The 15,478-nt window shown below is 67.0% G+C and carries 7 protein-coding genes and 3 pseudogenes; 7 read left to right on the top strand and 3 right to left on the bottom strand.

Going from position 1 to position 15,478, the window contains the following annotated elements; genetic code table 11:
- Nucleotides 1–131: 131 nt before the first annotated feature.
- The 3 genes and pseudogenes from AB0M93_RS00005 to AB0M93_RS00015 form a co-directional block, all read right to left on the bottom strand.
- A pseudogene (locus AB0M93_RS00005) lies at nt 132–287 on the bottom strand (IS5/IS1182 family transposase); the annotation flags it as partial.
- A gap of 563 nt (nt 288–850) precedes the next feature.
- Nucleotides 851–1,006 (bottom strand): annotated as a pseudogene (locus AB0M93_RS00010) (hypothetical protein); the annotation flags it as partial.
- A 237-nt stretch (nt 1,007–1,243) separates the two neighbouring features.
- Nucleotides 1,244–2,683 (bottom strand): NF041680 family putative transposase, encoded by a 1,440-nt coding sequence (locus AB0M93_RS00015; RefSeq protein ID WP_364266141.1) that lies wholly within the window; start codon nt 2,681–2,683, stop codon nt 1,244–1,246.
- Nucleotides 2,684–2,861: 178 nt separating this feature from the next.
- Between AB0M93_RS00015 and AB0M93_RS00020 the strand changes: the two are divergent.
- The 7 genes and pseudogenes from AB0M93_RS00020 (at nt 2,862) to AB0M93_RS00050 (ending at nt 15,248) form a co-directional block, all read left to right on the top strand.
- Nucleotides 2,862–3,674, top strand: a pseudogene (locus tag AB0M93_RS00020) (IS5 family transposase).
- Between the two features lie 341 nt (nt 3,675–4,015).
- Nucleotides 4,016–11,413 (top strand): amino acid adenylation domain-containing protein, encoded by a 7,398-nt coding sequence (locus AB0M93_RS00025; protein WP_364266144.1) that lies wholly within the window; start codon nt 4,016–4,018, stop codon nt 11,411–11,413.
- A gap of 43 nt (nt 11,414–11,456) precedes the next feature.
- A complete protein-coding gene (locus AB0M93_RS00030; protein ID WP_364266146.1) occupies nt 11,457–11,636 on the top strand; it encodes an MbtH family protein in 180 nt (59 codons plus the stop codon).
- Between the two features lie 53 nt (nt 11,637–11,689).
- Complete coding sequence (locus AB0M93_RS00035; RefSeq protein ID WP_364266149.1) at nt 11,690–13,504, top strand: ABC transporter ATP-binding protein; 1,815 nt, start codon at nt 11,690–11,692, stop codon at nt 13,502–13,504.
- Between the two features lie 119 nt (nt 13,505–13,623).
- Nucleotides 13,624–13,797 carry a hypothetical protein gene (locus tag AB0M93_RS00040; protein ID WP_364266152.1) on the top strand — a complete coding sequence of 58 codons (174 nt, stop codon included), beginning with the start codon at nt 13,624–13,626 and terminating at the stop codon, nt 13,795–13,797.
- A gap of 222 nt (nt 13,798–14,019) precedes the next feature.
- Nucleotides 14,020–14,154 (top strand): hypothetical protein, encoded by a 135-nt coding sequence (locus tag AB0M93_RS00045; protein WP_364266155.1) that lies wholly within the window; start codon nt 14,020–14,022, stop codon nt 14,152–14,154.
- 911 nt (nt 14,155–15,065) lie between these two features.
- The gene (locus AB0M93_RS00050) at nt 15,066–15,248 is read left to right on the top strand and encodes a CsbD family protein (protein ID WP_364266158.1); all 183 of its coding nucleotides are present in this window, start codon (nt 15,066–15,068) and stop codon (nt 15,246–15,248) included.
- Nucleotides 15,249–15,478 lie beyond the last annotated feature (230 nt).

The following is a 15,478-nucleotide window of genomic DNA, read 5'->3' on the forward strand; positions in this document are numbered from 1 at the left end:
CGTCGGTCAAGACCTGCTCACGCATCCTGCAATGCTGGAACATCCGACCCTGCAACCGAAGCCGACACGCCAGCTCATTCTGAACTGACCTCTTAGTGAGGTTGTCCGAGCAAGGAGCTGACTACTGACGGTCATGTGGTGCGGTCGTGCTCGATGTGGAGGATGATCAGGGCCGCGGCGACAATCGTCCCGATCCGCCATGGGTTGAGGCTGACGTTGCGCAGCGCTTTGAACGTTGTCTTGAGCAGCGAGTTCCCGCGTTCGCCGATCGCGCGCAGGCTGTTGTGGGCCTTGTTGGGCTGCTGCGGGCCAGCAGCAGCCCAACGTTCTTGGGTCTCTTGAATGCGACGGTGATGGTGTCGGCCAGGCCTTCGTAGCCCAGGTCGCCGAGGGTGCGCTGACATGGCCGTTTCATGATCGATGGTGGCGGTGAGTGACGATGCTCGCGTAGGCGTGTCGGATATGGACGAAGCTCCGTTGAGGCCAGGTCTTTCCGCAGATCTGGTTCAAGCGGAGCTTCGTCGTGCCGCAGTCGGCCGTCCTCATTGCCGATCCGTCGCTCGTGCCGCTGTCCGAGGACGTCTCGTCCACGCCTTCGTGCCACGGTCTGCTCGACTTGCTGCTCGCCGTCTCGGACAGCCGGTCCGACCCGGGCCGTGATCATCCGTTCGCGGTCGTGCTCGCGCTGGTCGCGGCGGCCGCGGTAGCCGGGCTGAAGGGCTACACCGCTACCAGCGGCTGGGTCGCCGACGTACTCACCAACATCCTCGACAGTCACCCGCACCGCGGTGCTGTCGCCGCCTCGTTGCGCGGCGTCGACGAGGACGGTAAGCCCGGCCGCGGAGACGAACGTCACCGCAGCGAGATCGAGAACCAGCGCGGCCGGTGCCTCCCGTGCGGCGGCGAGGAACGCCCGACGCAGCGGACCGCGGGTCCGCAGGTCCACCTCGCCGCTGACCGTGAGCACCAGCACGCCGTCGCCCGACGGTGAGCGACCGACACCCACGCCATCGGCGCCGGGGCGTCACCGCAAGCCCGTTCGACCGCCTGGTGCTCGTGCCGGTCCAGCTCAACTCGAATCTCAGCGACGACGCCGTCCGGAAACTGGGCTTTCCGGGACGATCCAGCCGACGCCGCGGCTGAGCATGATCAACTGAGGGAGCGCACCGTGTGCCCCGTCCAGTGGGCTGTAGAAATCGTTCAGCCCGGAGCCACGCAGGAGGCTCGACGCACGACTCGTCCTCTAAGCTTGAGTTTTAACCCTTGATGTCTGTTTTCCTGGTCTTGCCGGGTTGTGAAGCGGGGCTCGACGCGAGTTTCGCGATCCCGACGGGCGTCCGGGACCAGGCCGGCAGAATTTTGGTGCGCTGGCAGGCATCGCGGTTGCCGGTCGAACCGCACGGAAACCACGTCGGACCCGGGCAGGGGACAACCGGCCAGGTGCGGCCGGTTTTCGTTCCCAGGGACGCCGCCGATCCTCGACAACAGGACGGGCCAACCGCAGCTGGGTGTAGACTGCGACCATCAGCCACGTCCAGCGATCCGCGGCTTCGGGAGCGCGAACGCGAGGTGTGGTCCAGCCCAGAGTTTGCTTGAGAAATCGGAACGTATGTTTCAGATCGAACCGACGCAGGAACATCTGCCATAGCCGATCTACCTGGTCTGCGGTGGGCGCGGCATCGTTATCGGTCGTGGAGTACCACAGCCACAACGGTTTCGGTGTCCCGGTGCCAGGTAAGTGCTGGACCTGCAGCCGGATCACTGTGCCTTCCACGATCGGTAGCGACTCCGCGTGGCCGACCCAAGCGCCGACACGAGTCAGCTTGGTATGCAAGCGATCCCAGGACTGGGCGTGCGCGACGCCGTAACGGGTGGTGTTGGTGATCGTGGCCTGCGCCGGGGTCGGCCAACTGGTCGGATCGGTGAACACGAACCGGGCTCCGTGCCGGATACGTCGCCCGCGAGTGCCGGGTTGGCGCGGCGGCGCGGGGAAGCGCAGAACCCGGTCTGAGCGCAGCCGTACCAGGATCCGGACCGGGAGATCGGCCAGCAAGAACGCTAACCGCGAACCGTCGTAGCCGCTGTCTCCGATGATCCAGATTTCCGGGTCGCCCGTCTGCCAGTGCCCGGCGGTGATGAGGGTGTCCACCACGGTGCGCAGTTGGGCAGCGGCCAGGTCGGTGTGGTCATCGACGGGACGTACGCGCAGCACGTCCAGTATCGCCGTCCACGAGCTGCGTCCGGGTTCCAGTGCCACGACATAGGAGTAGGGCCAGCCGGGGATGATCTGGGCTTGGCCCTTGCCACGCGCGTAGGTGTGGCAGAACAACCGCTCGGGACTGGTGTTGGCATCCGGTCGCAACCAATGGCTGACGTCGATGGCCAACACAATCCGACCGTCCTGCGAGCGGGGGATCGACTGGTGGGCCAGGACAGCGCGGAATCGATTGACCTCGAGCCGGCCGCGATTCAACCCGTCGTAGAGGGAGCCGTGACCGCGTCGGTGTTCGGTCGCCAGCGACAGTTCAACCAGTGACGTGACCGGCCCCTCGGCGCACAGTACCGCGTCGGCCAGCTCGAACAACGCGTCCGCGCGGGCGGTTAGGCAGTGGTGAAACGCCGCACGGAACGCGGAGAGGTCCCCCAGCGCAGCGGTCGCGCTGGGATGGTGCACACTGATCATCGAAGCCCTTGCTTGATCTTCTTCCCTAGACAAGAAGCATGATCAACCAAGGGCTTCATCCATGATCAACCGGGTGCCCATCGACCCCTTGAACCTTAAAACTCAAGCTAAGAGATCAGTTCAGAATGAGCTGGCGTGTCGGCTTTGCCCGTGACACTGGGCGTTCCAACATCACCTCATGCGTGAGGAGGTCCTGACCGACGAACTGTGGGCACGACTGGAACCGTTGATCCCGGTGCATCAGAGGCGCTTCCGCTACCCGGGCCGCAAGCGCGCCGATGATCGGGCCGCACTGGAAGGCATTTTGTACGTGATCCGCACCGGGATCGGGTGGAACCGGCTGCCGACAGCGCTGTTCGATGCCTCGGGCACGACCTGCTGGCGGCGGCCGACCGAGTGGCACGAAGCCGGCGTGTGGCAGCAACTGCACGAACGCCTGCTCGTCGAGCTGCGCGCAGCCGGGCTACTGGACCTCTCAGTCGCGCTGGTGGACTCCACGCACCTGCGTGCTCTCAAAGGGGGGACCACGCCGGACCCTGCCCGGTCGACCGGCGCAAGCTTGGCTCGAAACACCACCTGATCACCGACGCCCACGGCACCCCGCTCGCGGTCACGCTGACCGGGCGGCCACCGCAATGACGTCACCCAGCTGATCCCGCTGATTGACGCCATCCCGCCGACCCGCGGCTCGGTAGGCAAGTCACGTCGCCGGCCTCGCCGGCTCTACGCCGACCGTGGCTACGACCACGACAAGCACCGCCGCCTGGTTCGCGCCCGCGGCATCACCCCGGTCATCGCCCGCCGCGGCGCCGAGCACGGTTTGGGCCTGAGCGCCATCCGCTGGCCGGTGGAGCGCACCTTCGCCTGGCTCCACCGGTTCGAGGGTGATGCACGGCTGCGGGGCGGCGCCGATCGTGACGCTGCGGACATCGCCGTCAATCTCCCGCGCCTTGGCAGGTGTCAATGGACCCGGCGCGACACTGCACGGTGATCAATTGTCTCCGGAACTCGCCACGCCGCAAATCCTTTCATTCATCGACAACCGTCGTCGGCGCCGACCTCGGCCACGCCCGGCTGACCATCCTCAGCGGGAGAATCGCCGGCACCTGAATCATTGTGCCCCGTCGGCGACCTCGGTCACCTCGCGCCATGGATGCGGGTGCGGCCAGGTGAGATTCCCGTGTGCCTTCGCGCGAACCTTACGAAAAGTAAGTGCCGCCCCACTCTAAAGGGTGTTCTTGTATCAGGCGGGTGGGTGACTCGATGCTCCAATTGCGCGGTTGTTTCTCCCTGACTATGGTTCTGATCATCTTCGAGTAGGGGTCGGAGCAGGTGACCCGCTGCGAACCCAACGATGGGATTACGTCGTTGCCTTCTGTCGATGCGTTTCGTGTGGACCCTATACCGCGGGCACTCAGTGTGGACGTGGCGCCTCAGTCCTTTCCACAGCAACGACTGTGGATAGTCGACCGATTCGAACCGGGGAACACGGAGTACCATTGCTCGACCGCATTGCGGTTGCGTGGCGCATTGGACGTGGACGCGCTCAATCGGGCCTTGTCAGCTCTGGTGGCGCGACACGAGTCGCTGCGGACCACGTTCGGCGAGGTGGACGGCTGCGGCGTACAGATCGTGGGGAAGCCGTACGAAGTGTGCGTCGCGGTGTCCGACCGCGACCTCGACTTGATCCTCGCCGAGGAGGCGGGTACGCCGTTCGACCTGCGCCGGGGACCGTTGCTGCGAACCCGCCTGGTACGGCTCCGCCCCGATGATCACGTGCTCGTCCTGACCATGCACCACATCATCACCGACGGCTGGTCGACTGGGGTGCTGCTTCGCGATCTCGCCGCCCTGTACGCCACCGATACCCCGCTTCCGCCACTGCCGATCCGCTACCTCGATTTCTCGACCTGGCAACGGGAGGAGTCTCCGGAAGAGCACCTCGGCTACTGGAGGGGACAGCTTGCCGGGCTGACGCCGCTGGAGCTGCCGACCGACCGCCCTCGGCCGGCGGTCCGGACCTCAGCAGGTGCGGTTCACGAGTTCGTGGTGCCGGACCAGGTCGCACAGGCGCTCAAGGAGATGAGCCGGGATCGCTGCTGTACCTTGTTCATGACTCTGCTGGCGGCCTGCCAGGTCCTGCTGGCCCGGTACTGCGGGCGCGAAGACATCGCGGTCGGCACGGTCACCTCGGGCCGGGATCGGGCCGAGGTGACCGACCTGGTCGGCTTCTTCGTCAACACCCTGGTGTTGCGTTCGCAGGTTGCTCCGGGGAAGCGGTTCGACGAGTTGCTCGCCGAGGTCCGCACCACCGTGCTGGACGCCTTCACGCACCAGAACGTGCCGTTCGAGCGCGTGCTCGAGGCGGCGCAACCGGTACGGGACCCCAGCCGCACGCCCTTGTTCGACGTGATGGTGTCGTTGCAGAACACGCCCGGCGAGGTCGTGAACCTGCCCGGACTGAGAGTGGACGAGGTACACCTGCCGGTGGTGTCCGCGACCCACGATCTCGTCTTCGAGTTCCAGGAGTCCGACGGGCGACTGCACGGCACGGTCGAATACAACACCGACCTCTTCGACGTGACGACGATCGAGCGGCTCGCCAAGCACCTGGGAGTCCTGCTGGACGCTGTCTCCCTGGATCCGCATCGGCCGGTGGGCGAACTGCCGTTGTGCGACGATTCCGAACTGCGTCAGATCTTGGTGGACTGGAACGACACGGCTCATGATGTGCCGGGTGTGTCGTTTCCCGCGCTGTTCGAGGCGCAGGTGGCGCGAACACCGGAGGCGGCCGCCGTGGTCTCCGGCGACCGGCGGCTGAGCTTCGCCGAAGTGAACCGTCAGGCGAACCGGTTGGCTCGCTACCTGGTCGAGCAGGGCGCCGGGCCGGAACGATTGGTGGCGTTGATGCTGCCCCGATCCGCCGATATGGTGCTGGCGATCCTGGCTGTGTTCAAATCCGGGGCCGCCTACCTTCCCATCGACCGGAACTTGCCGGCCGAACGCGCCGAGTTCATGCTCGACGACGCCAGTCCGTGCCTCATGCTCGACTCGTGGCCTGACACGACCGGGCACGCGGACGTCGACCTGACCGACGCCGACCGGGTTTCTCACCTCGGTCCGGAGCATCCCGCCTATGTGATCTACACGTCGGGGTCGACCGGGCGTCCCAAAGGAGTGGTGGTCGAACATCGGAACCTGGTGAATGTCACGTGTGACCACGCCGCGATGTTCCCGGTCGGGGAACGGCTTCGGGTGGCGTTGACGGCGGTGTTCTCCTTCGACGCTTCACTGGAAGGTCTCGTGTTCCTGGCCGCCGGGCACGAACTGCACGTCGTCGACGACGCCACCCGCCTGGACGCCGCGAGCTTGGTGGACTACGTGGACGCGCAGTGCGTGGACGTGATCGATGTGTCTCCGTCGTACCTGCCCCAGCTGGTCGAGGCCGGCCTGTTCGACAATGGCCGGCACCAGCCGAGCAAGATCATCCTCGGCAACGAAGCCGTCGACCCGGAGTTGTGGCGGCAGCTTTCCGGCTTGCCGGACACAACCGCCTACAATTTCTACGGTCCGACCGAGTGCACGATCGACACGGTGTGCTGCCGGATCGCCGGTGACCGCCCGGCGATCGGGCGACCGCTGTGGAACACGCGGGCTTATGTTCTCGACGAGAATTTGCGGCCCGTCCCGGCCGGGGTGTCCGGGGAACTCTATCTCGCGGGAAATCAGCTGGCCCGGGGCTATCTCAACCAGCCTGGCCTCACGGCCTCCCGCTTCGTGGCGTGTCCGTTCGGGAAGCCGGGGGAACGGATGTACCGCACCGGGGACCGTGCGCGCTGGACCGCCGACGGACAGCTTGTGTTCATCGGCCGGGCCGACGACCAGATCAAGATCCGCGGCTACCGGGTCGAGCTCGGCGAGGTGGAGGCGATCCTGCTCCGCCAACCCGGGATTCGCGAGGCCGCGGCGATCGTCCGGGAGGACCAGCCGGGCCGGAGACGGTTGGTGGCGTACCTGGTCGGTGACCCGTCTCCGGACCTGCGCACGTCCCTGGCCGCGAGTGTGCCGGACTACCTCGTGCCGTCGGCGTTCGTCACGCTCTCCGCGTTGCCGATGACCGCGACCGGGAAGCTGGACCGGCGTGCCCTGCCCGTACCGGAATACGCCGCGAAGGAATACACCGCACCGAGCACTCCCGCTGAGGAAACCTTGGCCCGGATCTGGGCCGACGTCCTCGGTGTCGAACGGGTTGGTGTCACCGACAACTTCTTCGCCCTCGGCGGCGACTCCATCCTCAGCATCCAGATCGTCGCCCACGCCCGGCGCGCCGGCCTCCACCTGACTTCGCTCGACGTCTTCCAGCACCAGAGCGTTGCCGAACTCGCCTTCATGGCGACCCCGGGTGCCGCCGAGGCGCCACCGGACCCGCCGGCGACCGGTCCAGCGCCGCTGACCCCCATCCAAGAGTGGTTCTTCGCCACCCACGACCCGCGGCGGTACTGCACCATGTCGATGTTCGTGGAGCTGACCGCGGACGTGGACGAGGACAGGTTGCGCGAGGCACTGCACACGGTCATCGACCACCACGCCGCCCTTCGGACACGGTTCACCCGCGACGCAGGCCGCTGGTCGCAGGTGGCGGTCCAGCGGGAAGAAGCCCCGGTGTTCCGGGTCGTCTCGGATGTGGGCGCCGAACCCGAGGAGGCGCTGGCTGCACAGCGGAGCCTGGACGTCGAGCACGGGCCGCTGCTGCGTGCTGTGCTGTTCCGTGGGCCACACCCACGACTGTTCCTCACCGTGCACCACCTCGTCATCGACGGCGTCTCGTGGCGGATCCTGCTGAGTGATCTGGAGACCGCCTACCGGGGTGCTGATCTCGAGCACGCCGGGAGCCCCTTCACGCACTGGGCACGTAGGCTCGACGAGTACGTCCGCGCCGGCGCGTTCGAGGACGATCTTCCGCATTGGCGAAGCATTCCCGCGGCGCTGCCACTGCCGGTGGACCGCCATGGGGACAACACCGCGGACTCGGTTCGAGCCGTCACCACTCACCTGGGCCGCGCGGAGACCGGCGCGTTGCTGCGTGAGATACCGGATGTGTACCGCACGCAGGTCAACGACATCCTGCTGAGTGCGGTCGGCGTCGTGCTGGCCCACTGGACCGGCCGCGATCAGGTGTCGCTCACGTTGGAAGGCCACGGCCGCGAGGAAATCCTCGCCGGTGAGGACGTCACCGGCACAGTCGGCTGGTTCACCACCCAATTCCCCGTCGTTCTCGACATCCCCAGCGGTGGCTGGGGCACTATCCTCAAGAGCGTCAAGGAGCAGCTCCGCGCCGTACCGCGCAAGGGGCTCAGTTACGAGGCGCTGAAATACCTCAAACCCGACGCCGGCTTGAGTGGTGCTTTGCCCCAGGTATCCGTCAACTACCTCGGACAGTGGGACAACGCGGGCCGCGGCACCGGTCTCTTCCAGCGGTGGCTGGACCCCATCAGCCAGGAGCAGGAGTCCGGCCAGACCGGCGATTGCCTCTTGGACATCATCGGCCTGGTCGAAGACGACGAACTGGAACTGACCTGGCAGTACTTCGCCAGCGTGCACGACGAGGCGACCGTCCAGCGGCTCGCCGATCAGCTCATCTCGGCGTTGCGTGCAATCATCCGGCACTGCCAGGCACCGGGTTCCGGCGGGCGGACACCATCGGACTTTCCGCTCGTCCGGCTCACCCAAGCCGAAGTCGACGCCGTCGCCGGGGACGGCTCCGATGTCGAGGACATCTATCCGCTCACCCCTTTGCAAGCCGGCATGGTCTTTCACGGCCTGGTCGACTCGCGTGCCTACGTCAACCAGTTCACGCTGGTGCTGGCCGGGATCAACGACCCGCGTGCGCTCGGCAAGGCATGGCAACAGGTCGTCGACCGCACCCCCGTGCTCCGGAGCCGGGTAGTCTGGCAAAACCTGGACGAGCCGGTTCAGGTGGTCCGTCGCCGGGCGACCGTGCCGGTCGATTACGACCAGCCACCACCCGAACCGACGATCATCGGTCTGAACAGCTTCCCGTTGCTGCACCTGACCATCACCGCGTTGGACGACAACCGGGTCGAGCTGACGTGGACCTCGCACCACGTCCTGCTGGACGGCTGGAGTACCGGGTTGGTGCTCAGCGAAGTGTACGAGCACTACGCGGCGATCGTCGATGACTGCCCACCGGTCTTGCCCGCCCGCCGGCCGTTCCGCGACTACCTGCGCTGGCTGTCCGAACAGGACGCTGCGGCGGCGGAGCGGTACTGGCGGTCCGTGCTCGCCGGGTTCGACACACCGACACCCCTGCCGTTCGACCGCCGGCTGCGCGAGGCGCATCGCACAGAATCGACCAAGGCCATCGAAAGCGGCATCGACGCCTGGGACCTCCGGGAGATGGCGCGGCGCAACGGATTGACCGTCAACACCGTCCTCCAGGGGGCTTGGGCCCTGCTGCTGTCGCGCTACAGCGGGGAATCCGACGTCGTCTTCGGCACCACTGTCTCCGGCCGTCCACCCGAGCTGGCCGGGGTGGAGTCGATGGTCGGCATGCTGATCAACACCATCCCCACCCGCGTGCGGGTCGACGGGAGGCAGCACATCGTCGCGTGGTTGCGCGAGCTCCAGGCGGCGCAGAGCCGGTCGCGCAGCCACGACTTCATCGCGCTGCCCACGATCCGATCCTGGAGCGATCTGCCCGCCGGTTCGCCGCTCTTCGACAGCATCGTGGTGTTCGAGAACTACCCCCTCGACGACGCGAACTCCGCCGGCGTTTCCGTTACCGAAGTGGAGGCCGTGGACACCACCAACCTGCCGCTCACCTTGACCGCGCACGCCGACGAACGGCTCGAAATGAAACTGGCCTATGACCCACGGCTCTTCGACGAGCCGACGATGGGCCGGATGTCGGAGCGGCTTTCCCAGCTGCTGGAGGAGATCGTCGTCCACCCCGACCGCCTCGTCGATCAGCTGTCCTGGATGTCGGAAGCAATGCGGCACCAGCTGCTGGTGGAGTGGAACGACACGTCCCGTGAGGTTCCGGACGTGTCGTTTCCCGTGGTGTTCGAGGCCCAGGTCGCGCGGACTCCGGAGGCGACCGCTGTGGTCTTCGGCGACCAGGTGTTGAGCTTCGCCGAGGTGAATCGCCGGGCGAACCGGTTGGCTCGCCACCTGGTCGAGCACGGGGTCGGCCCGGAGCGCCTGGTGGCGTTGAGGCTGCCCCGGTCCGCCGACGTGGTGGTGGCGATTCTCGGGGTGTTCAAGTCGGGGGGCGCCTACCTGCCGCTCGACCGGGATCTGCCGGCCGAGCGCGTCGAGTTCATGTTGCAGGACGCCGACCCGTGTCTCATCCTCGACGCCCTTCCCGACACGTCCGGTTTTCCCGACGCTGATCTGACTGACGCTGACCGGCTTTCTCCTCTTCGCCCGGAGCACTCCGCTTATGTGATCTATACGTCCGGGTCGACCGGGCGGCCCAAGGGGGTGGTGGTCGAACACCGGAGCCTGGTGAACGTCACTGCTGATCACGCCGACGTGTTTCCCGTCGAACGGCGAATCCGGGTCGCCTTGACGGCGGTGTTCTCCTTCGACGCGTCCCTGGAGGGGCTGATCTTCCTGGCGGGCGGTCATGAGCTCCACGTGATCGACGACGCCACTCGCCTGGACCCCGGCGCTCTCGCCGGCTACGTCGACACGCACCGTGCGGACTTCATGGACGTGCCCCCCTCCTACCTGCCGCAACTGATCGATGCGGGCCTGTTCGGCGACCACCGGCACCATCCGCGGAACCTGATGGTCGCCGGCGAAGCGATCAATCCGGAGTTGTGGCGACGGCTTTCCCGATTGCCCGACACGACGGCGTACAACTTCTACGGACCGACCGAGTACACGGTCGACGCGGCGTACTGCCGGATCTCCGGTGACCGTCCGCGGATCGGGCGGCCGCTGTGGAACACCCGGGTATACGTGCTCGACGCGAGTTTGCAACCCGTCCCGGTGGGTTTGCCCGGAGAGCTCTACCTCGCAGGCAACCAGCTCGCTCGCGGCTACCTCAACCGGCCGGCCCTCACGGCTTCTCGCTTCGTGGCCTGCCCGTTCGGGAAGCCCGGTGAACGCATGTACCGCACAGGAGACCTCGTCCGTTGGAACACCGAGGGGGAGCTGGTGTTCGTCGGCCGGGCCGACGACCAGGTCAAGATCCGCGGCCACCGGATCGAGCTCGGCGAGGTGGAAACGGCTTTGCTGCGCGAACCCGGTGTCCGCGAGGCCGCGGTGGTTGCCCGGGAGGACCAGCCCGGCGGGAAACGATTGGTGGCGTACGTGGTCGGTGACCCGTCGCAGGATCTGCGCACGTCCCTGGCCGCGAGGGTGCCGGACTACCTCGTGCCGTCGGCGTTCGTCATGCTGTCCGCGTTGCCGATGACCTCGAACGGGAAACTGGACCGGCGCGCCCTGCCCGCACCGGAATACACTGCCGAAGAATACATCGCGCCACGCACGTCCACCGAACGAACGTTGACCCGGATCTGGGCTGAAGTCCTCGGCGTGCAGCGGGTCGGTGTCACCGACAACTTCTTCGCCCTCGGCGGCGACTCCATCCTCAGCATCCAAGTCGTCGCCCACGCCCGGCGCGCCGGCCTCCAGCTGGACGTCAGGCACCTGTTCACCGCGGCGACGGTCGCCGATCTGGCGCGCGAGGTCAGCGGCTGATGGCCCTTGCCTCGGCTGTTACCCACGAAAGGGGAGCCCGGAGATGAGAGACGGCATCGCCTACCAGGTACTCGTGAACGACGGGGGCCAGTACTCCCTGTGGCCTGCCGACCAAGCTGTCCCCGCCGGCTGGCGGCCCGACGGGACCACCGGCACCGAACAAGAGTGCTGTGCCCACGTGGATGAAGTCTGGACCGACATGCGCCCCAAGGCCCGCCCATGACCGGGTGGCGGCAGGTGCTCCGAGGTGCGGTGACGCTCTTCGCCTGTTAGAACGTGATTGTGCCGAATAGCCGCCGGGTAGCCGGACACGACAACCCCGGCGAGTGCGAAGAGCTCCCGGCGGCCGAAGAACCCGGCGGCGCACCGCGTGCCGGATGGCGTGATCTGCTCCGTTCCACGCACGGGCATCGCGCGGTCCTGCTGACGGCGATGGCGCTGTCGTTGGTCGGCGGCGGACTGGGGCTGGCGCAGCCGTTGCTGGCCAACGGAACGATTGAAGCGTTCTCCCACCGTGCTCCGTACGGCGTGTGGCTGGCGGTGCTGGCGTCGGTGTTCGTCGCGGAGGCAGCGGTTTCCGCGGTGGCTCATTATCTGCTCGAGCGCACCAGCGACGGGATCGTGCTGGGGCTGCGCCGGCGGATCGTGGACCGGTTGCTGCGGCTACCGATGAGCCGGTACCAGCAGCACCGGCTCGGCGACTTGATCACCCGGGTGGCCGGCGACACCACCTTGTTACGCGACGCACTGGCCTACGACCTCGTCGAGGTCACCGTCGGCTCGTTCGTCACCGTAGGCGGCATCGGGATGATGATCTGGCTCGATCCTGTGCTCTTCGTGGTCGTCGCGGGGATCGTCGGGCTCACCGGCGGCCTGACTCTGCTGCTGCTCAAGGGCATCCGGCGAACGGTCGAAGACGCACAGGACAGCCTCGGCGGCATGAGCGCCGAGCTGGAACGCGCGTTGTCGGCGATCCGGACCGTCCGCGTCCTGCGTGCCGAGGACCGCGAGCGCGATCGGATCATGCGCCTGGCCGACAAGGCTTTCCACGACAGCCTGGCGACCGCGCGGCGGGACGCCATCGTCGGACCCGCGATGACCTTGGCGGTGCACGGCTCCATGATCGCGGTGCTCGTGGTGGGGGGCCTGCGGGTGGCGGGCGGGGAAGCGTCACTGGCGGAGCTGGTCGGATTCCTCCTCTACGTCACCTATATCGCCGAACCGATGGCGGGCCTGTTCGCGGTGTTCGCGATGCTGCAGCGAGGACTGGCGGCGTTGCAGCGGATAGAGGACGTCGCCCAGCTGCCCATCGAGACCGACGAGCTGACCAGTCCGGAGTCACCGCCGAGCACCCGAATGCCGGTCGACGCGCAGACGCCGGCGATCGCGTTCGACAACGTCAACTTCGCCTACAAGCCCGACCGGCCGGTGCTGCGCGAAGTGTCGTTCGTCGTGCCGCGCCACCGTTGCGTTGCGATGGTCGGCCCCTCAGGGGCGGGCAAGTCGACGATCTTCGCGCTTATCGCCCGCTTCTACGATCCCACCGCCGGGCGGATCCTGCTCGACGGACGCGACATGGTGCGGCAGATGAGCGTGGCCGAATGCCGGGCGGCGATCGGCCTGGTCGAGCAAAGCGCGCCGATCATGGACGGCACCCTGCGCGAGAACATCACCTACGGTAGGCCCGAGGCCACCGATGCGGAGATCCGCCGTGCCGTGGAACTGGCCAGTTTGGACGGTCTCGTCCGCAGGCTGCCCGCCGGCCTGGAGACCCACGTGGGAGAGCACGGCGATCTACTCTCCGGTGGCGAGCGGCAACGGGTAGCCATCGCCCGCGCTCTGCTGCCCCGGCCACAACTGCTGCTCCTGGACGAACCCAGCGCACACCTCGACCCCGCCAACGAAGCAGTACTCCTCCGCACGCTCCGACAGATAGCCGCGGAATGCACGCTGCTGGTGATCGCGCACCGTCCCGCCACCATTCAAGCTGCCGACAGCGTCATCTTGCTAGACCAGGGGCGAGTGGCGGAGACAGGCCGCCACTCTCAGGTAGCCGCTGTCATCCACGACAACGCCATCCGCGGCGAGTAAGACGCGAAGGAGGCGAACACGCAGAGCACGATCGTGGCCGCGACGGCGATGACTTGGCCGGTCCCGGCGACGCCGGCCCGGATCGAGCGCCGATTGTCCCGGGTGCGGGTTCACTCCTCGTGCATGCGGCTGACGCCGACCACCAGCACCGGGACCAGGACGCCTTCTTCGGCACCCTCCGCGACCTCGAGTTCGACGGCGTCGCGACGGTGTGCGTCTTCGCCTGGGAAGAGCGGGCCGTCGAATCGTCGAAGTTCATGCTCGAACGCGTCACGAAGGAGCTGGCCGGGTAGAGGCGAGCGGAGCGGGCGGGAGGTGCGGGGGTAAGGAGGCGTCGTGGCCGGCCGACGTCGGAAGGTCCGACGCGCCAGTCCGAGGAATTCGACGGCGTACTGGGCAGTCTCTTGTCGGGATGCGAAGCACAGCGGGGGAAGGGGGGACGGCGTTCCCGGCTGTCGTCCGCGGCACGATTGTCCGGCACACCGATGGCGCCGAGGTCGGCTCCGGTCCGGTGCGTGACCGGGTGGGCGCGGCGTTTCAGTGCCGGCGCCGTCGCCCGCCGGTGCATCGGCGCGGCGCCGGTCACCGATGTCGAGCGGCAGGCGGTCGCCCACGGCAATGCGGAGCGGCTGCTGAAGCTCACGAGCTGAACGCCGTCACTTCAGCCGGTTCTTCACCGCTTCGAGCGAGTGCAGCCGGAATCAGCTCGGGGCGATGGTGAGCGTGACCGTACTCGCCCCGTTCTCGTGCGCTTCGCGTCCGCCCGCTTCGAGGCTCCACGGGCCCGGAGTAGTCCGATATCTCCGCCACCGGGAAGCCTTCGGCTTCCAGCACGCCATGGCGGTACCCCTTGGTCCGGGTCATGTCCGCGCGGCGATCAGTCGCCTGCCGGTACCACGGCGCGGCACGCCCGGTACGGCGGCCGGCCTCCCCACCCGATGCTGGGTTGACGACGTCCCACAATGACCGACAGCACTTCGGGCGACTCCTGACGCTACTCATCTGCTCACCACGGACAGACAGCGGCCACTATGCGCCCCCAGTGCTGTGAGGACACTGAGAGAAACCGATCAGTCCGTCCCACCGCAGGCATCGCCGGTGGTCGGACGTGCTGTGCTCGTGCCCGGACGCTGGTATCAGCCGATGCCGAGCACGGACTTCGCGGTCGTCCAGTCGGCGAAAATCGCGTTCTGCGCGTCCGTGAGCGTGGCTCGGCCGGCGCAGAACGCCTTCGTTCGACTTCGATGGCGAGACCACGCCGGTGTGGTGATGTTTTAGGGCGCTGTCGATGAGCCCGCGCTTCCCGTGCGTGGCGCTCGACGGCCACTCTCACATCGGTTGCTGTGGCGGCATTGTCTTCCCTCCCCCGGAGCACGCTGCTGAAGTTGGGCGTTACGCCACCGTCCGCGAGGTGGGCGCAATATTGGCTTGCGGGCGCATGGCGTTCGGATCGTTGATCGTGTGCGCGGGGTTTCGCGGCGACGTCAGGTTGGGTACCCCGAACGTCGAGTGGGTAGGCGACTGGTGATCGGGAACGTCGCCGCGACGAAGGGCACACGTCATGAACGACAAGCTGGAGAACAAGGGCGAAGAGCTCAAGGGCCGGGCCAAGGAAGCCGTCGGCGACGCCACGGGCAACGAGCAGTGGCAGGCTGAAGGTAAGGTGGATCAGGCCAAGGGCTCGCTGAAGCAGGCGGGCGAAAAGATCAAGGACGCCGTCAAGGCGGTCACGCACAAGGACTGACCGGTCTCTCGACTGCCGCATCCCGGGATGTTCCGGGGGGTGCGGCAGTTTTGTGTTGACGGCGCGGTGGTCGAAGCCTTCGCGACCGCTGCGGAGTGTCGTGGGGTCCGGATTCTCTTTGCTGACCCGCCGGTTGACCGTCGAGGAGATGGTCGGCCGCTACCCGGTCCGCCACGTCTGCGTCCGGCAACCAGCTGATCAGATATCTGGAGCGTCGCGGGCGCGCTGGA

This window comes from Amycolatopsis sp. NPDC051102 (genome assembly GCF_040682815.1).
Lineage (GTDB): Bacteria > Actinomycetota > Actinomycetes > Mycobacteriales > Pseudonocardiaceae > Amycolatopsis.